The organism is Natronorubrum amylolyticum, assembly GCF_052040145.1.
Classification (GTDB): Archaea; Halobacteriota; Halobacteria; order Halobacteriales; family Natrialbaceae; genus Natronorubrum.
This window is the reverse complement of record NZ_JBPPFW010000005.1, coordinates 129,541-151,566: the sequence shown is the minus strand read 5'-3', so window position 1 is coordinate 151,566 and position 22,026 is coordinate 129,541. Positions and strand designations below refer to the sequence as shown.

The following is a 22,026-nucleotide window of genomic DNA, read 5'->3' as shown; positions in this document are numbered from 1 at the left end:
TGCGCTTTAGTCTTCATCCCATTCAGCACTACCCGCCTGAGATTCATCATCACCGGAGATAGCAATGATATTAATCGTCCCTGAACTCTCGGATATGGAGCTACCATCAATCGTCGTTACATCTCCAGTACTTGAAATATCTATGTCATCTTCTTCATAATCACCTCTAACGTCGAATTGGTCAACGTTATCTGCAGTAGTCACTTCAATCTGAATCTCATCTAAATCACCGCCATCATAACTAACATCCGTTGTTACAGCTGCATCAACCGTTCCGCTACCCATATCGTCACCGATGTCTAATACGAATGCTGCGATGACAGCCGCGAGAATAACCGTAATTGCAACCATCAGAATGACTCCAATTACTGGCGATACTGCTCGTTCCTCGTCGTTGCCGACGAGTTTCTTGCTAAGTTGTTTTCCGTCCATAGTTGTTTGTAGCACCCTGAACGGTCGGAACGCTTATTCGCGGTAGTATGGAACCACCGTCTGACGCATTGGGGGATTGGATGAGTCCGTCCTTCCTACGCGTCACCCTTCCTGCCGTTCGGCCTGGTGCTGATAGCAATCAGTTCACTACACCCATATATATCCTTGTGATCGTGAACGTCTTGTCCTCTAACTTAGTTTCAATATTGATAATCAAGGGAGAGTAGAAGTGGCCCAGCGAGGGCTTGAAGACAACACTATCTGCTAATCTTTGTCGACGATCCGCCAAAACATCGTTTGGTAAATGTCTCGGAATTTGATATCACTACCAGTCCCACTCAAAACTGCCAGCCTGATCCTCATCATCACCAGAGATGGCGACAACATTGGCAGAGCCAGAGGACTCTAGATCATCTTGGTAGACAGTTACGCGGTCACCCTGTCCACACCGCGACCGTACGACTCGAGCGCTGAGTGATTTCCTCGCTTGAACCGACTCGTGTGTCGATCTCAATCCATCGGGGACTCGAGTTGCACTCTCGTCCGACCCGGCAACTGCCGGGCCGGACCCGCCGAACGCCCAATCGACGGTAGGGACGCCACAGCGTCCACAGAGCGCGCGCGAGCGATTTCGACCCCGATTTCGGCGGCGGAATTCCTGTCGTTTACTCATCAGTCATATACTTTCCGGTGGATTCGGCCGTCGAAACGGGCGGGTTAACCCCTGCAACCCCCGTATCCCCGCCCACAACCAAAATCTTTATATGAGGTAACGCGGAATCCGTAAATCGTATGGCAGACCTTATCGTCAAAGCCGCCGTGAAGGAAGCGCTCGATGACAAAAACGTTGCCTCGGACTTCTACGAAGCGCTCGACGAGGAAGTCGACGAGCTTCTCGAGGACGCAGCCCGACGTGCCGAAGCAAACGACCGGAAGACGGTCCAGCCCCGCGACCTGTAAGGGACGCCAACCGAGAATCATTTTATCGACGCTACGCCCGTAGCCACTGGTTTCCACACCCTCGAGCAGACAGTGTGTCGATAATCAGTCACGTCTCGGGATCTGGACGACGGGATCGGTCCACAGACGCGAAACGTCGACTACTGCCGCCGCGCCTCGAGATACTCCTTCGTCCGCCCGAGCATCACGTACTCGGCGGACTGTAGCTCGTCGACCGACGCCGAACCCGTGACGAACATCGCCGTACGCAACTCGAGTTCGAGCGTCTCGATCAGGTCGACGACGGCGTCGGTACCCTGCCCTGCGGGGCCGAGAAACGGCTTCGCGAGGCCGCCCGCGCGGGCACCGAGGGCGATGGCTTTCGCGATGTCGAGTCCCGACCGGACGCCGCCGCTGGCGATCACGCAGTCGTGGACCGACGCTGCTTCGCTGGTGCTGACGACGGTCGGCTCGCCCCACGCGCGAAACAGCTTTCCGACATGTTCCTGTCTGGACGCGCCGACGGCGGCGGCCCGGTAGGACTCGATCCCCGACCAGGTCGTCCCGCCCTGTCCGGCGACGTCGATCGCGTCGACCCCCGCGTCGGCGAGTCGCTGGGCCGTCTCCCGGGCGATGCCGTTGCCCGTCTCCTTGACGACGACCGGCACCGAGAGGTCGGCTGCGACCCGTTCGATCGCCTCGAGACAGCCCCGAGCGTCGACGTCGCCCTCGGGCTGGACGGCCTCCTGGAGGAAGTTTAGATGGACCGCCATCGCATCGGCGTCGATCATCTCGACGGCTCGCTCGACGTCTCCCACGTCGTACTCGAGCAACTGCGCCGCGCCGACGTTCCCGTAGAGGAGGGCGTCGGGGGCGACGTCCCGGACGACGGTGTAGGACTCGAGCAGCGCCTCGTCGTCGAGTTCGAGCCCGGCACGCTGGCTCCCGACGCCCATGGCGATGTTCATTTCCTGGGCAGCCTCGGCGAGCGCGCGGTTGATCTTGGTCGTGTTGGGATGGCCGCCGGTCATGCTCTCGATGACGATCGGCGCGTCGAGTTCGTGGCCGAACAGCGTCGTCGTCGTGTCGATCTCGTCGCGGTGGAGCTCCGGCAGCGCTTCGTGAACGAGTTCGACGTCGGTAAAGCCCGCGCCGGACGTCTCCACGTCTTCGTCCTCGATGATTCGGATGTGATCGTCTTTCCTGTCGGATGTTTCGGGCATCGGATCGTCTCTACCGGACGATAGCGTGAGACCATTGAAAAGGTGTCCATCGACGCCACACGGCTGTCGTACCGGATCCCAACTACCGACGTGTCAACTGTACTCAAGCTCGCGTTTTTTCACGCTGGCTGGCGTAGTTCGAAGCCGCATGCTCCGGACACTCCTCGTCGCCTTCGGCTGTTTCGAGATTCTCAAACCCCAGCCGGTGATCGACGCCTGCGAACGCATCGGTCTCGAGAACCCCGAGGAAGCCCAGCTTCGTCCCCACGCGCTCTGGGGAGCGCGACTCGAGGGCCTCCTGGTCGTCTGGCTGCTCGTCCGCGGTCGGGAGGGGTCGACGGTCGTCAGCACCCTGCTGGGGATGGCCGGTGTGTTCCTCGTCCTGCTCCCGCAGCCGGCCGTCGAACTCAGCCAGCGAGTGGTCTACGAGAACACGGACGATCTCGAATTGAAACCCTGGATCGAACCGGCGGCGCGCACATTGGGTGGACTCTACCTGCTCGTCGTCGTCCTCTCGAAGCGCAGCGACGAGCCGACCGCTGAGGAGTCGACGGAGACGGCGTGACTCGAGCGCGAACGTCGACGATCACGGCCAACCGTTTTGCGAGTCGCACGCGTACGGTCGATATGCGACGACCGCTCGCCCTCGCGTTGGGACTGTTGTTGAGTATCGCACCGAACCGAATCGTCGACGCCGTCGAACGGCTCGCCTTCGAAAACCCCGACGACGGCAGGCTGCGGCCGTGGACGCTGCAGGCGGGCCGATTCAAGGGAGTCGTCTTCGTCTGGCTGCTCGGCCGCTACCCCGAACACACGTCCATCCTCAAACGGCCGCTCAGCGTACTCGGGTTGGTGATGATACTGGTGCCGCGACAGGCCCTCGACGTCGGACTCGAGCTCGCCTACGAGAACCCCGACGAACTCGAGGTGAAGCCCTGGATCCGTCCCGTAACGCGTCTCATCGGCGGCTGTTTCCTCGTCGTCGGATTGCGTGCGGTCCGTGCCGCCGGGCTGAAAACGGAGACCGCGTCGCCGGCGAATACCTGATTCTTAGTACACCCGACGCTCAACCCCGTCCTCGCGACCGACGTACGTCACGTCCGCCAGCCCGACGAACAGCCCGTGCTCGAGCACCCCTGGAATCTGGGAGAGCGAACCGGCCAGCCCGTCGGGATCGTCGATCGACCCGAACGCGCAGTCGAGGACCAGATTTCCGTTGTCGGTGACGACCGGCCCGTCCTTCTCGCCGGCCTCGCGAAGCGTCGGCTCACCCCCGAACGCGCGAATGCGGTCGGCGACGACCGTGTGGGCGTCCGGCACCACCTCGACCGGAACGGGTCGCTCGAGCGTTCCCGCGAGCTTCGAGGGGTCGGCGACGACGACGAACCGGTCGGCCGCCGCATCGACCAATTTCTCGCGCGCGTGGGCGCCCCCGCCGCCTTTGATCAGCGCGCCGTCGTCCTCGGCGTCTGGATCGTCGACCACCTGATCCGCGCCGTCGATCGCGAGATCTACGCCGTCGACCGCGTCGAGGGTCGTCAGCGGAATCCCGACCTCGAGTGCCAACTGGCGAGACTGGAACGATGTCGGAATGCCCCGAATTTCGAGGCCGTCGTCGACGTCCCGACCGAGCGCCCTGATTGCGTGGGCGGTCGTCGACCCGGTGCCGAGCCCGACGACGAACCCGTCTTCGACCTCCTCGGCCGCGCGTTCACCCGCACGGCGTTTCGCCGCCTCGGAACCGCCTGCCGTCTTCATGCCTACTCTCGCGAGGGCCGACGGGAAAAACGTTGCAATCTCGCGGACCGGTTCGGGTGGTGGGTTCGAGTGCGTCGAGTGATCGGCTTCAAACGGCGAACGCAGAAGGAAGGGGGCGAACGGAAGCTCAGAGGTCGGTGCGGCCGAACTGCCAGAGACCGATTCCGAGCGGAACGAGCGCCCAGGCTGCGAGCAAGACAAAGCCGAACCAGGGCTCGGCGAGCAGCGGCGGGTTCTCGACGCCGTACGCGCTGGCTATGGTGAACTGTCCCTCGCCGAAGACGGCGGCGATCGCGGAACCGTAGGCGGCGTCCGGCGACAGCGAGAGGAGGCTCACGTACCAGTCGGGGTGTTCGTCCATCCACAGCGAGCCCTCGACGAGATAGAGCAGCCCCATCGCGAGGAGACTCCAGATGAACCAGAAGAAGACGATCAGCCCGAACGCGCCGGCCGCCGCCCGGGTCGTCGACCGGGTCATCGAGGAGAGCCCGACGGCGATACAGACGTAGACGAACCCGAACAGGATCGTCACGACCGTAAACAGGAGATAGTCGACGATCGAGACCGAGCCGACGAAGACGAACAGCCCGATCAGGCCGACGAGGAAGCCGACGAGGATCGAGACGGCGACGACCGCCGAGCGGCCGAGGATCTTACCGATCACGACGTCTCGACGGGTGTGAGGCAGTCCGAGCAGGAACTTCAAGCTCCCGCTCTCTCGCTCGCCGGCGATGGCGGCGTAGCCGATCACCAGCGCAATGATCGGTACGAGATAGCCCGCGGGCGTCTGGAGGGCGAAGACGAGGTCGAGCGTCGTCTCCGCGCCCTCGCCGTCCATCTCCGCGAAGAGATCTCCGGCCCACGAGGCCAGAAACGCGCCGCCGAGCGTAAAGAGCGCGAAGATGGCCGTCAGCCCCATCAGCTTGCGCGAGCGAGCCGCATCCGCGAAGTCCTTCTTCGCGACGGCGATCGCGCTCATTGGGCCACCTCCGTTCGATCGTCCGACGTGTAGGCCATAAACAGGTCCTCGAGCGATGATTCGTCGGTCGCGAAGTCCTCGATCGAGACGCCCTGTTCCTCGATCGTGCGGAGGACGGTCGTCTTCGCCCGATCCTCGCAGGTGACGACGAGCGTCGTGCCGTCGGCCGTCACCTCGGAGACGCCGTCGACCGACTCGATGGCCTCGAGCGCCGCGGAGGAGTCCTCGGGAATTCGGTCGACCTGGACCCGAAGCCGGGTCTGTTCCGGCATCGAATCGCGAAGGCCGTCGACGGTGTCTTCGGCGACCAGCTCTCCCTTCCGGAGGATGCCGACGCGGTCACAGATCGCTTCGACCTGACCGAGAATGTGGCTCGAGAAGAAGACGGTCGCGCCGCGGGCGTTCTCCTCGCGGATGATCTCGCGCATCTCTCGGGCCCCATTGGGATCGAGTCCCGTCGAGGGCTCGTCCAGAATCAGCAGGTCGGGTTCGCCGACGAGCGCCGTCGCGAACATGAGCCGCTGGGTCATCCCCTTCGAGTAGCCGCCGGCTTTCTTGTCCGCCGCGTCGGCGATCCCGACGCGCTCTAAGAGATCGTCCGGGTCGTCGTCCGCTCCCTTCGATTCGATGGCGAACTCGACGTGTTTGCGACCGGTCAGGCGGTCGTAGGTATCGACGCCTTCCGGAAGGATGCCGGTCCGGGTTCGGATCTCGAGCGTGTCCTCGCGAGCGTCGAGACCGAAGACGCTCACCTCGCCCTCGGTCGGACGGATGAAATCGAGGATCAGATTGATCGTCGTCGATTTGCCCGCGCCGTTCGGGCCGAGGAAGCCGTAAATCTCGCCGCGCCGGACGGAGAGATCGAGACCGTCGAGGGCCGTATCGGTCCCGTATCGTTTCGTCGCATTGGAGATATCGATAGCAGTCACGGTGTTAATTATACTAGTTTCGGCTCAATACACATATAGGTTTTCTCATCTAACAATTGATCGCGGAGAGCCGCCGAGCGATCATCGTCAAAGTATGGCACGGTCGAGCCGTCGGTACTTCGGGAATCGCCACCGGATCGGTTCCGTCGGTTCGTCCCGACAAAAACGATCAAAAGAAATATATTGGCCATCATTTATTTTTTGAGGGAAGCAACAGTATGTTCACAGTATCCCCGCAGACGGCAACTCGACCTCGGCCCGATCACGAACGGTATCGGCGAGTCGGCACTCGAACCGCGGCAGTTGGATCGGAGGGCGGTGACTGATGCTGTTCGCACTCGCTCCGTTACAGACCAACGGTGAGGAGTTCGGCATGAGTCCCACGCTCATCCTCGTCTCGACCGTGATCTTCCTGATCATCTCGGTCGTCATCGGCTACTGGGTGTACAAGGACGCCTCGAAACGCGACAACAACGAGGTCCTGTGGGCGATCGGAACCGCCGGACTGACGTTCTTCACGTTCATCTTCGGACTCGTGGCGCTCATCGCCTACTTCATCATCCGCGGCGACGAGACGCCGGACGAACCGCCGGAAGCGGCGGGCGGCGGCGACTGGTAACGACTCGTCGACCCGGTATCCGAACGCTCCGGTACCCGACCTACTCCCATGCCATCCACCAGCGACGAACTGACCCGGACGGAGAGACGCGACCTGCTCGAGCGCGCGAACCGACAGAGTGCGACCATCGGCCAGACGCTCCCTGAGACGATCACCGTCGGCGACGACGAACTCCCGCTCGAGGAGTTCGTCATCGAGACCCGGAAGGTCGAGGGTATCCCGGACGACGTCCAGCCGCTGGTCAGAGAGACTGAACGCGAACTGACCGCCGAACGAAAACGGCTCGTCGCGCGCCTCGAATCGGCGCCGATCGGCCGTGAGGAAGGCGAGCAGATCGTCGAGACGATCGTCGGGCTCGACCGAGCCAAGAACGCCCTCCGAAGCTTGCGCCGAAAGCGCTTCGGTGCCGAAGCGAGTTCGGCTGTGCTCGACGATCACGAGCGTTGGCTCGACTTCGTGAACGCGATCCGCGGGTAGTCTTCTTGAGGTCGTCCGGACCCGTCTTATCCGTGAATCACGACTCGAGAACCGCGAGCCCGAGCTGCCTGGTTCGGCTGTACCTTTTTCGCCGGCGCTGTCGTTGACGTCCTATGGCGACATCGGGAACCGGAAACGAGCCCGACACTGACGACACCGGTACGGCAGTCTCCCTGGAGAACGTCCGCAAGACCTACCAGCTCGGCGAGCCGGTCCACGCGCTAGACGGCGTCTCCCTCGACATCTCGCGGGGCTCCTATACGGCGATTATGGGTCCGAGCGGTTCGGGGAAGTCGACGCTGATGAATCTCGTCGGTTGCCTCGACACGCCGACCGAGGGGACCGTGATCGTCGACGGGGCGGACGTGGCGACGCTCGACGACCGCGAGCGGACGACCCTTCGGGGGACGACGGTCGGCTTCGTCTTCCAGACGTTCAACCTCATGCCCCGGCTGACCGCCCTCGAGAACGTCGCCCTCCCGCAACTGTTTCAGAACGTCGGTCGCGGGGAGCGTCGCGAGCGGGCCGGGGAGCTCCTCGAGCGCGTCGGACTCGCGGATCGGGCCGACCACCTGCCGAACGAGCTCTCCGGGGGACAACGCCAGCGCGTCGCGCTCGCCCGGGCGCTCGTCAACGACCCCGCCCTCGTCCTCGCCGACGAGCCGACGGGGAATCTGGACACGGACACCGAAGACGACATTCTCGAGCTCTTCGCCGAGTTCCACGGCGGCGGAACGACGATGATCGTCGTCACCCACGAGCGTCACGTCGCCGAGCGCGCCGAACGCATCGTCCACCTGTTAGACGGGAAACTCGAGCGGATCGAAGACCTCGGCAGCGCGAACGTTTCCAACGAGGCGGATACCTGATGCGACCGACCGAGAGTCTGCGGCTCGCCTGGCGATCGATTCGGGGTCACAAACTGCGCTCGACGCTGACGACGCTCGGTATCGTGATCGGTATCGCGGCCGTGATCGCGTTCGTCACGCTGGGAGCGAGCCTGCAGGCGGGCATCATCGGGGATATCAGCCCCGACGACCAGCGCAACAGCTACGGCTGGGCCGCCGACCCCGACACCGAGGGCGGGCCGCTCGCCGGTGCGCAACCGGTCTTTAGCCAGGACGATCTCGACGCGCTGAACGACGACGGGGATATCGACGCCGCGTACGGCTACATGCCGTTGTCGACGCAAGCGCTCGTTTACGAGGGCGAAATCTCACCCCAGAGCGACGCTCTCGTCGCGGCCGGGCCGCCCTACATCAGGGAGAACACGCTCGAGGAGGGCCGCCAGTTCGAACAGGGCGAACGCGAGGCCGTCGTCAACCCGGCCGTCGCCGGCCAGTTCGAGGAGGACCTCGAGGTCGGTGACGAGCTGACTATCGCGTTGCAGGGCGGCCAGCAGACGACCGTCACCGTCGTCGGAATCACCGAAAGCTCGGAAGGACTGAGCCCGTTCGAGGGATTCGAGCCGTCGCCGCGGGTCTACGTGCCGACGGACCCCTTCTACACCGAGGACGCCGCTGGAGCCATTCCGGGTGGGGGAGGAGAGGGTGGCGACGGCGACGAGGAAAACAACGGGGACGATACCGACGAAGAAGGTGACGCTGACGACGGCGATACCGACGACGGGGGCGAGACGGGCGACGCCGACGGGTCCGGAGACGCGCTCTTCCTCGCCATCGTCGTCGAGGCCGAATCGGCCAACGAAGCGGATATCGACCGCGCCAAGGAGAGCGCGCTCGCCTACCTCGAGAGCGACGAGTCCGACGCGAGCGAACTGCTGGGCGACGACCTCGAGATAACGCTGCAGACGAGCGCGGAGTTGCTCCAGCAACTCGAGGACGTTCTGGACCTCTTACAGAACTTCATCGTCGGCATCGCGGCGATCTCGCTGCTGGTGGGATCGATCGGCATCGCGAACATCATGCTCGTCTCGGTAACCGAACGGACCCGCGAGATCGGGATTATGAAAGCCGTCGGGGCGCAGAACCGGGAGATTCTGGGGCTGTTCCTCGCCGAGTCGGTGATCCTCGGTATCGTCGGGGCGATCCTCGGGACGCTGCTCGGTCTCGTCGCGGGCTATCTGGGCGCGTGGTACATCGAACTCCCGCTGGTCTACCCCTACGAGTACGTCGCGCTCGCCATCGCCGTCGGCGTGCTCGTCGGCATCGCCGCCGGACTGTATCCGGCCTGGCGAGCGGCCCGAACGGATCCGATCGACGCGCTCAGATACGAGTGACGTGACGTGGATCACCAGCGTGGTGGGGAGTCAGCGTCGGCCCCGTTCGACATCACGGTCGCGCCTCGAGTCGCGCGCGTCGGGACGATTCGGCTCTCGGTCCCGTCCCTGCCGCGAGTCCGACTGCGGTCCGGACGAACGTGTCCGGGCGACCGCCTCCGAGCCCGAGCGGTCCGACGACAGTCCGATCGTCTCTCGCGTTCGAACGCGATGGACCGGATACTCCTGGGCGAGATACGCGCCGAGATAGCCGCCGAGCGCCGAGAGACCGACGGTGTAGAAAAACAGGAGCGCCACAGCGGCGAGGACGACGAGCGCCACGAGCGCGAACCCCTCGAACGGGACCGCAGCGATCCCCATCCCGAATCCGAGCACCCCGAGGCCGAAAATCGCGATACCGGCGAGCGGCAGGAACGTGATCGCTCCCGCCAGCGCACCGACGATCGCTCCGTCGCGGGTGTCCGGTCCCTCGAGAAAGGCCGCGGCGGCCCCACCGAGAACGGTCGAGAGCGGAATGAACGAGAGTACGACCCCGACGATGGCACCGATGAGCGCGTTGATGAGCGTCCGGCTGTTGACCATACCGAACGAACGGCGAGCACGGAGAAAAGTGACGGTGGTGTCGGAACCCGGCCCGGTCCGTTCCGAATCGCAGACGGCTCAGTCGTCGGCCGGTCGCGAGCCGGGCTCCTCCGGCGACGTCATCGTGGTCTCGGTGCCGGGTCTGGACACGTCCTCTCCCGGCGGCCCCTCGAGGTCGGCCTCGATAATCTCGGAGAAGGTCGCGTTCCCGTTGACCTCGTCGGCGAGCAGGTCGACCGCTTCGACGAAGACCGCGACGATCAGCGGCCCGACGACGATCCCGATCGGCCCGAGCGTGAAGAGCCCGCCGGTGAAGCCGACGAAGTAGAGGCTGCCGGGGAGCCCGGCGGAGTGCTGGGCGAGGCGCGGCCGGATACCGATGTCAGGGAACCAGGCGACGAGGGTGATGCCGAGAACGCCGACGAGCACGGCCGCGGTGAGTTCGCCCGCGGCGACGTGATAGAGGGCGATCGGCGCGATGAGCAGGCTCGGCCCGATAATCGGGACGAACTGGAGGATCGCGGCGATGATCGCGAGCGTAAAGGCCGCCTCGTAGCCCAACAGCCAGAACAGCGGATAGCCGATGAGCAGGGTGGCGACGGACGTCGCGAGCTGCAGGACGTAAATCGCATACAACGTCTCGCGCGTTCGGTCGGCGAGCGCGTAGACGATGTCGCGATACTCCCGCGGGACGGGCGCGATGGCCGCCCGGCCGGCCGCGTCACCCTTGAGCACGAGTGCGAACAACAGGATGACGAACAGCGCGAACTTGATCGCGAGCACCGGCAGCGCCGAGGCAAAGGAGACGGCGGCCCCGCTCAGGAAGTCGAGTGCGATGGACTGTACTTCGGCGACCTCGATCGTGTACGCCATGCCGAGCGCCTCGATCGGTACCTCCCGTGGAATCCCCTCGATCACGCCCATCACCTGGTCGATCCGAAAGTAGAGCGTGACGACGATCGGTGCGAAGACGGCGATCGCACTGACGAAGCCGATTAGCGTCGCTCCGACGGCCGCCAGCCACTCCGAGAGCCCGCGTCTGACCAGCCAGTCCTGTACGGGCATCAGCACGTACGCCACCGTCAATGCGAAGAGAATCGTCCCGAGAACCTCGAGCAAGATTGCGCCCGTAACGAGTCCGAGTATCGCGACGATACCTGCGAGCACGTACCGGCGGTTCCTGGGAGCGGTCGCGTTCGATGTCACAGCTATGGCTCACACTGCGGGAGCAAAACTGTTCGGATCGAAAGAAATTCCGAGAACGTGTACGATCAGTTAGACGTTGGGAACGAAACTTACGTCTTCACGACGTATCCCCACTGAATGAAACGGCGGACGGTCGTGAGAACTATCGGCGTCGGAGCGGGAACAGCCGTCGGTCTCGCCGGCTGTCTGACTCGCGACGGCGACGACGATCCACCGAACGGGGGCGAAGACGGCGATCCTGAACCCGAGGAACCCGATTTTGACGGCACCCTCCGGATCGCCACCTACGGCTCGATGGTCACGGGTCCGAACCCCGCCGGACCGTGGCTCGAGGAAACGTTCGTCGAGGAGTATCCCGACGCCGAACTCGAGTGGGTCGTTCCGAACACGGGTCTTCAACACTACATCCGGCGTGGGGAGTACGACGCCGATATCGACGTCGACGTGCTCTTCGGGTTCACCGTCGGCGATCTGGCACGGATCGACGACCGGATCGGCGACGGAGGGCTCCTCCGCGAACTCAACCTCGAGCGAATCGACGGCCACGAACGAATCCGGGACGACCTCGCACTCGGGGATCCGCACAATCGGTCGCTGACCTACGATACGGGCTACGTCAGCCTCGTCTACGACGAAACCGAACTCGGGACGCCCGAGGGGTTCGACGACCTGCTCGGATTCGCGTACGAGAACGCGCTATTGGCCCAACATCCAGTCACCTCTAACCCCGGGCAGGCGTTTTTGCTGTGGACGATCGAGTCGGCCGACGCGGAGACCGCATTCGAGTACTGGGAGGAACTCCTCGCGAACGGCGTTCAGGTTCACGACACCTGGAGCGACGCCTACTACGATGCGTACCTCGAGAACCAGCGGCCGATGGTCGTCTCCTATTCGACCGATCCGCTGTTCGCGGCCACGGAAGGCTACGAGCCCGAACGCCACCGGGTCGCGTTCCCGAACGACGAGGGGTACGCCGTTCCCGAGGGGATGGGGATTTTCGAGGGAAGCGAGGAGCCCGATCTGGCCTACGCGTTTCTCGAACACGTACTCTCGCCGGAGTCACAGCTGGAACTCGCCAGGCGGAACGTCCAGTTTCCGGCCATCGAGGACGTCAGCCTCTCGCCGGAGTTCGGCGAAGCCGTCCGCCAACCCATGGAGCCGGTGACGACGAGTTACACCGAACTTCGGGGCCACCTCGACCAGTGGCTCGAAGACTGGACGGAACGGTTCGACGACCGCCTCGGGGACCAGTAGCGGCCCGATTGCTCCGTTCCAGCCGTTCCCTCAGAGTGGGAACTGCCACTGTCACTAAAGTGCGATAGCGACGGAGTGGACGACATCCGAGCGGCGTTCGACCACCGAATCGGCGACCAATCGGTGGCTCGAACGTGAGACAGCGACCGACTACGCGATCACCATGGATGAATACACACTCCTCATCGCCGGCGCGAACACCGCGACGTTGCTCACCGGTGGCGCCGTCGCCGCGCTCGCGTACCGTGCGTTTCGACGAACGGGATCCGCTGCACTGCGTGCGGTCGCCCTCGGCTTCAGCTTCATCGTCGCCGGCTCAGTCGGCGGCGCCATCGCCCACCTCGTCGGCGGTAACGTCGCTCTCGGCGTGACGATCCAGAGTGCGTTCACCGCTGGCGGGTTCGCAATCCTGCTGTACTCGCTGTACGCCGAGACGTCCGCAACGAGGACGGTGACGATTCGCCAATCCGACTGAGGACAACTCGCGAGTGTCTACTCGAGTCGGCTCCGAAACCGCTCCAGTCCCATCTCGAGCATGTCCGGACTGACGGGCTGGAACTCGCCGTCATCGGGCAGATACGGCCGGACGGAGTCCCAGCTATCGCGAGCGTAGCGTTCGTCGAGGAGAACGCGAACGCCGACGTCCTCGGGACTTCGAATAACGCGTCCGATCGCCTGCCGAGCCTTGCGGACGGCGGGGATCGTCAGCGCGTACGTAAAGCCGTCCCCGAACTCGTCGTCGTAGGCCCGCCGAACCGCCTTCGTCCGCGGACTCGAGGTGTTGACGATGGGAACGCCACAGACGACGGCCGCGGAGAGGCGGTCGCCGCTGTAGTCGACGCCTTCGGTCAAGGTGCCACGGAGGCTCGTGACGAGGACCTTCCCGCCCCCGTCGAAGAACTCGCGTTTGAGCGATTGGGTGGTCTCGTCGTCGCTCGCCGCGTCGACCAAAACGGGTTTCGAGAGGCGGTCCTCGAGGACGCCGGCGATCCACTCGGCTTCGGCGTAGCTGGGCATGCCGACGAGTACGTTGCCCGAAAGTCCCCCAACCTGGGAGATGGCGTCGATGTACTGCGTCCGTGTCGGATTCTCCGCACCCGGACGACCGCGGTTGTCGTACGTGAACTTCGGCGCGGCGACCGCGAAGCTCTCGCGGTTTTCGGCGGGGAAGTGTAGTCCGTAGCGTCGTTCGACGACCGGTCGCTCCTCCTCCCGCTCGAGGTAGTCGAGTCCCGTCACTTCGGTGAACGCCTCCATTGGCTCGAGGGTCGCGCTCATGAGGATGCCGCCGCCGAAGGCGGCGAGTCGGTCGCCGATGGCGTCGCTCGGCACGCAGTTGTGCAGGGCGAGGCGAGCGTTGTAGGCTCGGCGCCAGGTGTCGGCGGGTTCGGTGTCGTCCCAGGTGCGCTCAAGTTCGATCTCCCGGAAGTAGTCGGTGTGATTGCAGCGGTACCATTCGCCGAGGACGCGGCCGACCGCCGGTGCCGCGCGGGTTCGGTCCTCGTCTTCGGCCTCGTTCAGGATTCGCTCGACGACGGCCCCGACGGAGTCGGCCCGGACCCAATCGGCGTCGCCGTAGCCGGCCTCTCTCGCCCACTCGGTCAACTCGTCTTCGGCCGGTTCGGCGGGGTCTCGAAGCGGAATCTCCTCGTCGTGGAGGTCGTGGGGATCGGACTCCCATCCCCTGTGGTTCCGGTCAAGATAGGCCGTCACTCGACGGTCGAGTTCGCTCCGGAGGTCCTGAACGAACTCGAGGGTGCGATTCAGTTCTTCGAAAGTGACGTCAGTATCGTTGAGTTCGGCCCGCACGAGGTCGGCGTCGGCGGTCTTCGAGCCGCCTTGCGCGTTGCGACCCTCCCGTTCGAATTTGATCGGCTGGATCACGCGCGAGAGTTCGGTTTCTGCGTCGCGCAGAAACGTATCGCTGATGCCGTCGCTGACCAGATCGCGCACGCGCGGCTCCAGCATGTGGGCCTCGTCGCAGACGACGAACGTGGAGTCGTCGAGCAGCGCGCCGGTAAAGGAGCCGGTCGTTCGGGGATCGAACGCGTGGTAGTAGTTTCCGAGAACCACTTCGGCGTGGCCCAGTACGGCTCCCATCACCGAGTGGGGACAGGTGCCGTGGGCGACCGACCGCGCGACAAGATCCTCGGGCGTGATCATCCCCGCCTCGGTGAAGTCGTAGGGGACGGCCTCGACCGCGTCGCCGTCGCTCCCCTCCTCGGGGAGATCTTCCAGGTACTGCGCGTAGAACGGACAGTACTCGGTTTCGGCCCCGACGGGGCCGCCTTCGCCGTACTCGGGCAGGTCGGGCGCGTACGGCGTCGGTTCGCCGGCAGTCTCGAGGAAGCGACTGCTAGTTCCACCTCGGCTGCCGCTGTCGGCTAATCCGATCTGCTGGCTGCGGGCGCGTGCAGCGAGGTTCTGGGCGGTCGTCTCGCCGGCCTCGCCAGTGAGGTCCCGGGTGCGATCCCGTAAGGTCTCACAGCGGTCGTAGACGTTGCCGTCGTCGATCCCCGCCGCTCCTTCGCGGTTATACGGACAGACGTCGGCCTTTCCGACGAGCGTGAGTCCCGAAATCGGGTTCCAGTCGGCGGGCAGGTTTTCGTTGATCGTCTCGAGGTCGGCTTCGAACTGGCGCAGTTGCTGTTTGACGCTCGTGAGGACGAAGACGCGCTCGTAGTCGCTGTCGGGATCGCGGACCAGGTCGATCCCGGCGGTGAGCGCGATCATCGTCTTCCCCGTGCCACAGGCGCCCTCGACGACGGTGTAGCCGCCGTCTCGAGCGGTGTCGATGGTTGTCTCGATACCGTCGACCTGCTCGTCGTAGGGCTGTCTGTGGCCGAAGATCGATCGCCAGTCCGTCATGCTTTCCGTACTCCGCAGCGGTCGTGCATATCCTTGACGGACTGTGGCCGCGTCATCACTAATAAAGAGTGGGACGGCCGCAGGCCGGACGCTGCCAGCGTGCTCCTTTAAGTGTCCGAGCCCCTACCGTCACTTATGAAAGTCCCCCACTCCCTCGAGAACGTCGACCGAGACGACATCGTCGTCCGCACCTTCGAGTACGACGACGGCAGCGTTATCGCGGTCGATTTCGGTAACTCGGCCGCGGACATCTCGATGGATATCTTCGGATCGACGGCCATCATCGTCGCCGACGGCGAGCAGTACGAGTTCGAACTGCCGCCGGAGGCGAGCGACGTCTCCGCCCGCAACGGCGTGCTGACGATCAAGGAGTAACGGTTCGGTTCCGAGCGCCGACAGCGACCGGCGCGCGACACGATCCGTTCGACGCCGCTCAGTTTTTTCGCCGATCCAGTACCCAGACCGGATTTGACGGCTCCAGAAGAGCGGGCGGAAACGCAACGCCTTCCCCGTTCGGTCGACTACCCACGATATGAGCGAATCCATCGACGTCGAGCGCTGGCGCGAGGAACTCGAGTCGAAACGCGCCGAGAAAGACGACTTCTTCGCTGAGCACCCCCAGTCCCCGGTTCCGCCCGAGGAGCGCGACGGGTTCGACGGACTGGAGTACTTCGACCCGGACGCGACCTACCGCGTGACCGCCACCGTCGAGCGCCACGACGAGCCCGACGTCGTCCTGATGGACACGACCGCGGGCCGGGAGATGCGGTATCTGCGGGTGGCGACGCTCGAGTTCGAACTGGACCGGGACGACGAGGACCTCGCGGACGGTACCTACGAACTCGCGGCCTACCAGCTCGAGAGCCCGAACGAGGAGCCGCTGTTCGTCCCCTTCCGGGACAAGACGACCGGCCAGCAGAGCTACGACGGCGGTCGGTACATGGAACTCTCGCCGGATCGGGACCTCGATTCGGGCGACGAACTCGTGGTCGACTTCAACCTCGCGTACACGCCGTTCTGTGCCTACAGCGAGACGTTCGACTGTCCGCTCCCACCGGAGGAAAACTGGCTCGAGATCACGATTCCCGCGGGCGAACGGTTCGAGTGACGTCCAAGGACGAACGGTTCGAGTAGCCAAACGAGTTCGGATCGGTGACGGGGGTGAGGGGTGGGTGGCTTCGAGTCGAGCCACAGCCGCAAAACCGCCCGACAGAGGAGTGACTCGAGTCGAAGCGAGGGGGTTGTAAGATCGGCGCGTATCGAGTGGAAACCGGGGGCCGTTCGCTAGGCCAGCCCGTCGATCAGTCGACGGCCGTCCCCAAAATCATCCCGTCGACGAAACCGGAGCCGCCGTGAGAGTCAGGGTGCGACGCCGACGGTCAGCAGGGTCCCGAACTCGCGATAGCGTTCGACCATCGCCTCGCGGCGCTCCCAGTCGTCGGTCGGGAACTCCTCGGCGGGCGGAATCGTCGTCTCGAGATCGGGGACGTTGTCCTGTGCGGCGACGTGAAGGTCAGCCTCGCGGAAGGCCTCGCGGTACTCCCGACGATTCCAGCGGGTCATCTCGATCGAGATTCGGTCCTGCCACTCGTGGGAGTGGACGTTTTCCTCGTAGTAGTTGACCGCACAGTAGAACGTGCCGCCGGGACGGAGGATGCGGGCGATCTCCTCGAGGGTGTGGTGTGGATCGGCGGCGTAGTAGAACGCCTCCATGCTCCAGACGTGGTCGACCGAGTCATCGGCGAACGGAAGCGAATCGAAGTCGCCGACCAGAAAGCCGACCTGCGGATCGTCCGTGTAGCCCGCCGCGTTGTGTGCCATCTCCGGCGAGCCGTCGAGCCCGTAGACGCGGCCCGCGTCGTTGGTATCACGCAGTGCACGGCCGGCATAGCCGCTGCCACAGCCGAGATCGAGTACGGTATCGCCCGGCTCGACCGGCATGCGCGCGAGCGCGTGTTTCGCCGTGTGCCAGTGTCGATCTTCCATCCCTCGATCCCGGCCGCTGGCGGCCCAGTCGTCGAACTCCTCGCGGACGCTCATACGCACAATGTGGCGCTCGGGAGCCAAAATGCGTTCGACTCGAGTCGCGCGGCGTTCCGGACCACGAACGCAGGAATCATCGACAGACTCTTTAGGCTGGCCTAAAAAGGTGTGTATGGAGAGGTTTAGGTTGGCCGAAACTCCGTGGGCATCGGACGAAGGCCGAAAAACAGCTCCCGCTGACGCAATTTTTCGTGCAACATCCCGGGAATAATCGGAAGCTATATGTGTTTTAGGTCGGCCTAAAACTAGATATGGAACAGCGAAACGGCACACCGGCGCATCGAACTGCAATGGACCGACGACGATTTCTCGCGACCGCGAGCGTTTCTGCAGCCGGCATCGCAGGACTCGCGGGCTGTCTCGGGAACGATATCGACGACACACCGCTCGTCGAGACCGATCCAATGGAAGAACCGCTCGGCTCGTCGGTTGCCAGCTGGGACGATCTCGGCGATCTCGAGGGGGAGATCACCATCTACTCCGGTCGAACTCCCGATCAGATCTCCGCGGTGTTCGATGCGATCGAGGAGGAGTACGACGATTTCACCGTCAGCGTCGATTACGACGACAACGACGTGCAGGTCAACCAGATTCTCGAAGAGGAAACGCATCCGGCGGACCTGATGTACTCGCAGGATCCGGGTGCACTGAACGAACTCTACAACAACGACATCCTGCAGGAGCTTCCGGAAGACATCGTCGACGCGGTCCCCGGCAGTTACCAGCACAACGAAGGCTACTGGACCGGCGTTACTGGCCGAACGCGCGCAATTCTGTACAACAACGACCGGTTAGACGAAACGGAGTTCGACGACTGGGACGAGCTGCCGACCGACATCATGGAGTACGCGACTGACGAGCGCTTCGAGGGAATCATCTCGACGCGACCCAACTCCGGAACGTTCCGCGGATTCATCCAGGCGATGGTCGAACTCGAGGGCGAGGAGGAAACCCGCGAGTGGGTTCGAACGATGGCCGAAGACCAGGACGCGCAGCTCTTCGAAGGCGGGTCCTCGCAGGCAGAGGCCGTCAACCAGGGCGGCGATAACGATCCGATCGTCGGGCTCGGCAATAGCTACTACGCCGCCCGAATCCTCAACGAGGACTCAAGCGCCCCGATCAGAACGACGTTTACGGAGAACGACGCCGGCTGTCTGTTCAGCGTCGCCGGCGTCGGCGTCCTGAACGAAGTCAGCGACTCCGAGCTCGTCGCCGAGTTCGTCCGTCACCTGCTGGCCGAGGACGGACAGGAGCTCATGATGGACGACAACGGCGAGTACCCCGTCATCGAAGGTATCGACTACGTCGGCCCACTCCCCGACCTCGAGGAGATCAATCCGCCGGAGTTCGACCTCAGCAACTTCGACATGGATCTCCAGGAGGCGGGAGATCTCATCGACGAAGAAGGGCTGGGCGTCTGAAACGGTCGTCAATCGACGTACAGCGACACCCGAACCGTCTCGCGTCCCCGACGGCCAACCGTACCCGCCACACCCGCGCCAGCAGGAGTTTCTTTACTCGTGGTCACTCCGTTCGCGGTAGATTTCGATACCCTGAGCCACCTCGGGACCGAGTGGTTCGGGATCGAAGGCTCCTCGTCGTTTCGAGAGCCTCGAACGGTCCCGAGGTGCTCGGCCTGCACCGTCTGTAGACCCCGCTGAATCGCTTCGGAGGATTTAGGTGAACCTAACTCCAAGCGACTGATCAGATTCGCGATTCCGCCGATCGAGTCGAGCACCTCCCATGAAATCACTCACGAACTATCTCGATCTCTCACGGCAGCTCGCGGTGATTCGCGAACGAGTCCGCGAGACGGATCGCTCGAGCGCCGCCCTGGCGATTTCGAGTGCTATCGTCGCCCTACTCGTCATCTCACCGATGCTGTGGCTGCTGTTGCGAGCGACGGAAGTCGAACCGTCGCGTGCGTACAGCCTCATCGTCTCCGGTCGCACGGCGTGGGTTACTGTCAACAGTATCGTCCTGATGGCCCTCGTCACGCTGTTCTCGATCGTTCTCGGCGTTCCGCTCGCCGTCCTGACGACGCGGACCGATCTCCCCTACCCGCGGTTCTGGACCGTCGTCGCCGCGCTCCCGCTCGTGATCCCGAGTTACATCGGCGCGATCGCGTTCGTCGGGATGTTCGGCTCGGGCGGCGAAGTGGACACGCTCTTCGGAACGACGCTTCCCGCCATCGACGGGCTCTCCGGTGCGATCTTCATTATTACGCTCTACACCTACCCGTACGTGTTCCTCACGGCTCGAGCCGCGTTGCTCTCGATGGACAGTTCGATCGTCGACGCCGCGCGCACGTTGAACGCCGGCCCGCTGGAAGCGTTCCGACGGGTTACGTTTCCACAGATCAGACCGGGAATCGCCGCCGGGGCGTTGCTCGCCGGGCTCTACGCGATCTCGGACTTCGGGACGCCGGCGTTCATGGGCGCGAACGTCTTCACGAGCCGGATCTACTGGGAAACCACCGGTTTCGGACGCGAGTACGCCGCATTGCTCGCACTGCAGTTGGTCGCGATCGTCGCCATCGTGCTCGTCATCGAGGCCGGCATCGGGCGGGACGAGGACGCCACCGGTGGGGGTGGAAGCGGCAGTACGGTTCGACTCGGACACTGGAAGTGGCCCGCAATGGGGTTCGTCTCGCTGCTCGGAGCGCTCACGCTCGTCGTCCCCGTCGCGATCTTTACGCGCTGGCTGCTCTACAGCGAAGGGGACCGGATCCCGGCCTACGAGTTCCAGTGGGAGTTCGCGTACAACTCGGTCCATCTCGCGCTCATCGCAGCACTGGTCGCGTGCGCGTTCGCCCTGCCCGTTGCCTACTACTCCGGACGGTCGAACTCCATCGTCTCGAGAATTCTCGAGCGAGCGACCTACGTCGGCTTTGCCGTTCCGGGCGTCGTCATCGGACTCGCGCTGGTGTTCATGGGCAACAGACTCCTCCCCTCGCTGTACAGACAGGGGATCTGGCTGCTCATCTTCGCCTACGTCGTCCGGTTCCTTCCGCAGGTGGTCGGCACCGTTCGGTCCTCCGTGCTCCAGGTCGACGATAAGACGATCGAGGCCGCACGGACGCTCAACGCCGGTCCGCTCGAGGCGTTCCGGCGCGTGACGCTGCCGCTGATCATGCCTGGCGTGATCGCCGGCGGTGTCCTGGTGTTTCTGACGACGATGAAGGAGCTCCCGGTCACGCTGATGCTCAGGCCCATCGGCATGGAGACGCTCGTCAGTATCATCTGGAACGCCCAGGACGCCATCGCCTATCGGTATGCGGCGATCCCGTCGCTCCTGCTCATCTTCATCTCCGGGCTCTCGATGCTGATCCTGCTCAGACAGGAAGGAAACGACGTCGGCTGAGGACGAACCGATCCTCTCGCACTCAGGTATCTCGCGACATCCGCACAATTAAGTCGGTGCCCAAAGTTGTTCACGTCAATATGGACTATTCGCTTGCAATCGACGGGACGCCAGAAACAGTACCGGGTGGGACGGGCGTACTGCTCCTCCACCCGAGTACGGGCGAAACGGACCGCATTGACACCGACTTTCTGAAAACCGACACCGACAACTTCCTCGTCATCTCCACCCGAACCACTGCCCGCGAAGTCAGACAAAAACTCGAGTACTACGACGTCGACGAAGAGCGCGCCGAAATTCTCGACACGCTCAGCATCGAACGCGGCTACTCCCGACGCTCCTCCGACAACGTCCACTACGTCGCCGCCCCCGACGACGTCGACGGCATCGTCGAACACATCGACGGCTTCCTCGAGGCCCACGACGGCAAACTCCGGCTCAGTTTCGACTCCGTCACCGAACTCGCCTACTACGCCGGCGACGACGCCGCACTCGAGGCCGTCGAGCGAATCCTGGAACTGCTCGAAAAACACGACGCCATCGGCCTCTTCCACGTCTCGGAGGAGCCCCACGACGTCTCCCTCGTCGACGAGTTCCGCGCCCTGTTCGACGGCACCATCGACCTGGACGAGGACGGCAGCATCGAAAGCGAGTTCTAACTCCCGGCCCCGATTTTCGCTGCAAGTCGGTTGTGGATAGTGACGTCTCGAGTGCTAAACTCGACGAACCACGCGGCGCGTACCGAATCGCGTGGAGTATAACGAGGCGCGATTCGAAATCACGCGAGGTCGTCGCGAGCCGAGCGAGTGGCGTCGTTCGAAACGGCTTTGTCGTTTCGTGATGCCGAAAACGCGTCACGTTTTCGAGCAGCCTGGAAGACGCGAAGCGTCTTCCTGTGGATGAGCGAGTGAACAAAACCGCGGCGCAACGCGCCGCGACAAGGCGAGCGGCCGGCGGCCGTGAGCCCGCGAACGAGCGAATCGGCTGGGGAGGACGTGGAAAACCTAGTGTCCACCGGAAGTCAATGCACACCTGATCGCACGACAGCAACGGGTTCGGAGCGAGAGCGCGGTTCGGAGCGAGAGCGCGGTTCGGAGCGAGAGCGCGGTTCGGAG

General features: G+C 63.7%; 23 protein-coding genes. 14 read left to right on the top strand and 9 right to left on the bottom strand.

Annotated elements, in window-relative coordinates; all coding sequences use genetic code 11:
• Positions 1–6 precede the first annotated feature (6 nt).
• Complete coding sequence (locus ACSFDB_RS18545; protein WP_440772393.1) at positions 7–432, bottom strand: type IV pilin domain-containing protein; 426 nt, start codon at positions 430–432, stop codon at positions 7–9.
• Between the two features lie 792 nt (positions 433–1,224).
• Between ACSFDB_RS18545 and ACSFDB_RS18540 the strand changes: the two genes are divergently transcribed.
• A complete protein-coding gene (locus ACSFDB_RS18540) occupies positions 1,225–1,392 on the top strand; it encodes a DUF1931 family protein (RefSeq protein WP_005578700.1) in 168 nt (55 codons plus the stop codon).
• Positions 1,393–1,532: 140 nt separating this feature from the next.
• Here the strand turns inward: ACSFDB_RS18540 and fni are convergent, their stop codons facing one another.
• The gene (gene fni / locus ACSFDB_RS18535; RefSeq protein WP_440772392.1) at positions 1,533–2,594 is read right to left on the bottom strand and encodes a type 2 isopentenyl-diphosphate Delta-isomerase; all 1,062 of its coding nucleotides are present in this window, start codon (positions 2,592–2,594) and stop codon (positions 1,533–1,535) included.
• A gap of 148 nt (positions 2,595–2,742) precedes the next feature.
• On the opposite strand from fni, the gene ACSFDB_RS18530 reads away from it, so the two are divergent.
• Entirely contained in the window at positions 2,743–3,159 is a 417-nt protein-coding gene (locus ACSFDB_RS18530; RefSeq protein WP_440772391.1) for a hypothetical protein, read from the top strand.
• A gap of 62 nt (positions 3,160–3,221) precedes the next feature.
• The gene (locus ACSFDB_RS18525; RefSeq protein WP_440772390.1) at positions 3,222–3,641 is read left to right on the top strand and encodes a hypothetical protein; all 420 of its coding nucleotides are present in this window, start codon (positions 3,222–3,224) and stop codon (positions 3,639–3,641) included.
• A 3-nt stretch (positions 3,642–3,644) separates the two neighbouring features.
• On the opposite strand, the gene rpiA is transcribed toward ACSFDB_RS18525, so the two are convergent.
• The 3 genes from rpiA to ACSFDB_RS18510 form a co-directional block, all read right to left on the bottom strand.
• Complete coding sequence (rpiA, locus tag ACSFDB_RS18520) at positions 3,645–4,352, bottom strand: ribose-5-phosphate isomerase RpiA (protein ID WP_440772389.1); 708 nt, start codon at positions 4,350–4,352, stop codon at positions 3,645–3,647.
• 127 nt (positions 4,353–4,479) lie between these two features.
• Positions 4,480–5,331, bottom strand: a complete 852-nt coding sequence (locus tag ACSFDB_RS18515) for an ABC transporter permease (protein ID WP_440772388.1) — start codon at positions 5,329–5,331, stop codon at positions 4,480–4,482.
• Positions 5,328–6,260, bottom strand: a complete 933-nt coding sequence (locus ACSFDB_RS18510; protein ID WP_440772387.1) for an ABC transporter ATP-binding protein — start codon at positions 6,258–6,260, stop codon at positions 5,328–5,330. Before ACSFDB_RS18510 ends, ACSFDB_RS18515 begins: the two co-directional genes overlap by 4 nt.
• Before the next feature lie 325 nt (positions 6,261–6,585).
• On the opposite strand from ACSFDB_RS18510, the gene ACSFDB_RS18505 reads away from it, so the two are divergent.
• The 4 genes from ACSFDB_RS18505 (at position 6,586) to ACSFDB_RS18490 (ending at position 9,595) form a co-directional block, all read left to right on the top strand.
• On the top strand, positions 6,586–6,879 hold the full coding sequence (locus ACSFDB_RS18505) for a hypothetical protein (RefSeq protein WP_440772386.1): 294 nt from the start codon (positions 6,586–6,588) through the stop codon (positions 6,877–6,879).
• Between the two features lie 48 nt (positions 6,880–6,927).
• On the top strand, positions 6,928–7,356 hold the full coding sequence (locus tag ACSFDB_RS18500) for a DUF5788 family protein (RefSeq protein WP_440772385.1): 429 nt from the start codon (positions 6,928–6,930) through the stop codon (positions 7,354–7,356).
• Positions 7,357–7,469: 113 nt separating this feature from the next.
• Positions 7,470–8,225, top strand: a complete 756-nt coding sequence (locus tag ACSFDB_RS18495; protein WP_440772384.1) for an ABC transporter ATP-binding protein — start codon at positions 7,470–7,472, stop codon at positions 8,223–8,225.
• On the top strand, positions 8,225–9,595 hold the full coding sequence (locus tag ACSFDB_RS18490; RefSeq protein ID WP_440772383.1) for an ABC transporter permease: 1,371 nt from the start codon (positions 8,225–8,227) through the stop codon (positions 9,593–9,595). Before ACSFDB_RS18495 ends, ACSFDB_RS18490 begins: the two co-directional genes overlap by 1 nt.
• 30 nt (positions 9,596–9,625) lie before the next feature.
• On the opposite strand, the gene ACSFDB_RS18485 is transcribed toward ACSFDB_RS18490, so the two are convergent.
• Both ACSFDB_RS18485 and ACSFDB_RS18480 read right to left on the bottom strand, forming a co-directional pair.
• Complete coding sequence (locus ACSFDB_RS18485) at positions 9,626–10,177, bottom strand: DUF5518 domain-containing protein (protein ID WP_440772382.1); 552 nt, start codon at positions 10,175–10,177, stop codon at positions 9,626–9,628.
• A 78-nt stretch (positions 10,178–10,255) separates the two neighbouring features.
• Positions 10,256–11,389: an AI-2E family transporter gene (locus ACSFDB_RS18480; RefSeq protein ID WP_440772539.1), complete on the bottom strand. Its 1,134-nt coding sequence runs from the start codon at positions 11,387–11,389 to the stop codon at positions 10,256–10,258.
• Between the two features lie 111 nt (positions 11,390–11,500).
• Here ACSFDB_RS18480 and ACSFDB_RS18475 point away from each other — a divergent pair, with 111 nt between their 5' ends.
• Both ACSFDB_RS18475 and ACSFDB_RS18470 read left to right on the top strand, forming a co-directional pair.
• Positions 11,501–12,637 (top strand): thiamine ABC transporter substrate-binding protein, encoded by a 1,137-nt coding sequence (locus ACSFDB_RS18475; protein WP_440772381.1) that lies wholly within the window; start codon positions 11,501–11,503, stop codon positions 12,635–12,637.
• 163 nt (positions 12,638–12,800) lie between these two features.
• Entirely contained in the window at positions 12,801–13,112 is a 312-nt protein-coding gene (locus tag ACSFDB_RS18470) for a DUF7521 family protein (RefSeq protein ID WP_090311839.1), read from the top strand.
• A 17-nt stretch (positions 13,113–13,129) separates the two neighbouring features.
• On the opposite strand, the gene ACSFDB_RS18465 is transcribed toward ACSFDB_RS18470, so the two are convergent.
• Positions 13,130–15,505 (bottom strand): ATP-dependent DNA helicase, encoded by a 2,376-nt coding sequence (locus ACSFDB_RS18465; RefSeq protein ID WP_440772380.1) that lies wholly within the window; start codon positions 15,503–15,505, stop codon positions 13,130–13,132.
• 135 nt (positions 15,506–15,640) lie between these two features.
• Here ACSFDB_RS18465 and ACSFDB_RS18460 point away from each other — a divergent pair, with 135 nt between their 5' ends.
• A complete protein-coding gene (locus ACSFDB_RS18460) occupies positions 15,641–15,880 on the top strand; it encodes a DUF7127 family protein (RefSeq protein WP_440772379.1) in 240 nt (79 codons plus the stop codon).
• Positions 15,881–16,037: 157 nt separating this feature from the next.
• Positions 16,038–16,613, top strand: a complete 576-nt coding sequence (locus tag ACSFDB_RS18455; RefSeq protein WP_440772378.1) for a DUF1684 domain-containing protein — start codon at positions 16,038–16,040, stop codon at positions 16,611–16,613.
• A gap of 251 nt (positions 16,614–16,864) precedes the next feature.
• On the opposite strand, the gene ACSFDB_RS18450 is transcribed toward ACSFDB_RS18455, so the two are convergent.
• Positions 16,865–17,545: a class I SAM-dependent methyltransferase gene (locus ACSFDB_RS18450; protein WP_440772377.1), complete on the bottom strand. Its 681-nt coding sequence runs from the start codon at positions 17,543–17,545 to the stop codon at positions 16,865–16,867.
• 293 nt (positions 17,546–17,838) lie between these two features.
• Between ACSFDB_RS18450 and ACSFDB_RS18445 the strand changes: the two genes are divergently transcribed.
• The 3 genes from ACSFDB_RS18445 to ACSFDB_RS18435 all read left to right on the top strand — a co-directional run bounded on the left by ACSFDB_RS18445 (position 17,839) and on the right by ACSFDB_RS18435 (position 21,570).
• Positions 17,839–18,969 (top strand): extracellular solute-binding protein, encoded by a 1,131-nt coding sequence (locus ACSFDB_RS18445; protein WP_440772376.1) that lies wholly within the window; start codon positions 17,839–17,841, stop codon positions 18,967–18,969.
• Between the two features lie 322 nt (positions 18,970–19,291).
• Positions 19,292–20,911, top strand: coding sequence for an ABC transporter permease (locus ACSFDB_RS18440; RefSeq protein WP_440772375.1), 1,620 nt, complete (start codon positions 19,292–19,294; stop codon positions 20,909–20,911).
• A gap of 80 nt (positions 20,912–20,991) precedes the next feature.
• Positions 20,992–21,570, top strand: a complete 579-nt coding sequence (locus ACSFDB_RS18435) for a DUF7090 family protein (protein ID WP_440772374.1) — start codon at positions 20,992–20,994, stop codon at positions 21,568–21,570.
• Positions 21,571–22,026: the final 456 nt, after the last annotated feature.

Excerpts from the sequence above, each read along its gene's own strand:
- ACSFDB_RS18440 (WP_440772375.1), top strand. The coding sequence starts at position 19,292 with ATGAAATCACTCACGAACTATCTCGATCTCTCACGGCAGCTCGCGGTG.
- ACSFDB_RS18470 (WP_090311839.1), top strand. The coding sequence starts at position 12,801 with ATGGATGAATACACACTCCTCATCGCCGGCGCGAACACCGCGACGTTG.
- ACSFDB_RS18445 (WP_440772376.1), top strand. The coding sequence starts at position 17,839 with ATGGACCGACGACGATTTCTCGCGACCGCGAGCGTTTCTGCAGCCGGC.
- ACSFDB_RS18525 (WP_440772390.1), top strand. The coding sequence starts at position 3,222 with ATGCGACGACCGCTCGCCCTCGCGTTGGGACTGTTGTTGAGTATCGCA.
- ACSFDB_RS18500 (WP_440772385.1), top strand. The coding sequence starts at position 6,928 with ATGCCATCCACCAGCGACGAACTGACCCGGACGGAGAGACGCGACCTG.
- ACSFDB_RS18495 (WP_440772384.1), top strand. The coding sequence starts at position 7,470 with ATGGCGACATCGGGAACCGGAAACGAGCCCGACACTGACGACACCGGT.
- fni (WP_440772392.1), bottom strand. The coding sequence starts at position 2,594 with ATGCCCGAAACATCCGACAGGAAAGACGATCACATCCGAATCATCGAG.
- ACSFDB_RS18455 (WP_440772378.1), top strand. The coding sequence starts at position 16,038 with ATGAGCGAATCCATCGACGTCGAGCGCTGGCGCGAGGAACTCGAGTCG.
- ACSFDB_RS18435 (WP_440772374.1), top strand. The coding sequence starts at position 20,992 with ATGGACTATTCGCTTGCAATCGACGGGACGCCAGAAACAGTACCGGGT.
- ACSFDB_RS18475 (WP_440772381.1), top strand. The coding sequence starts at position 11,501 with ATGAAACGGCGGACGGTCGTGAGAACTATCGGCGTCGGAGCGGGAACA.
- ACSFDB_RS18450 (WP_440772377.1), bottom strand. The coding sequence starts at position 17,545 with ATGAGCGTCCGCGAGGAGTTCGACGACTGGGCCGCCAGCGGCCGGGAT.
- ACSFDB_RS18460 (WP_440772379.1), top strand. The coding sequence starts at position 15,641 with ATGAAAGTCCCCCACTCCCTCGAGAACGTCGACCGAGACGACATCGTC.
- ACSFDB_RS18505 (WP_440772386.1), top strand. The coding sequence starts at position 6,586 with ATGCTGTTCGCACTCGCTCCGTTACAGACCAACGGTGAGGAGTTCGGC.
- ACSFDB_RS18485 (WP_440772382.1), bottom strand. The coding sequence starts at position 10,177 with ATGGTCAACAGCCGGACGCTCATCAACGCGCTCATCGGTGCCATCGTC.
- rpiA (WP_440772389.1), bottom strand. The coding sequence starts at position 4,352 with ATGAAGACGGCAGGCGGTTCCGAGGCGGCGAAACGCCGTGCGGGTGAA.
- ACSFDB_RS18545 (WP_440772393.1), bottom strand. The coding sequence starts at position 432 with ATGGACGGAAAACAACTTAGCAAGAAACTCGTCGGCAACGACGAGGAA.
- ACSFDB_RS18530 (WP_440772391.1), top strand. The coding sequence starts at position 2,743 with ATGCTCCGGACACTCCTCGTCGCCTTCGGCTGTTTCGAGATTCTCAAA.
- ACSFDB_RS18465 (WP_440772380.1), bottom strand. The coding sequence starts at position 15,505 with ATGACGGACTGGCGATCGATCTTCGGCCACAGACAGCCCTACGACGAG.
- ACSFDB_RS18540 (WP_005578700.1), top strand. The coding sequence starts at position 1,225 with ATGGCAGACCTTATCGTCAAAGCCGCCGTGAAGGAAGCGCTCGATGAC.
- ACSFDB_RS18490 (WP_440772383.1), top strand. The coding sequence starts at position 8,225 with ATGCGACCGACCGAGAGTCTGCGGCTCGCCTGGCGATCGATTCGGGGT.
- ACSFDB_RS18515 (WP_440772388.1), bottom strand. The coding sequence starts at position 5,331 with ATGAGCGCGATCGCCGTCGCGAAGAAGGACTTCGCGGATGCGGCTCGC.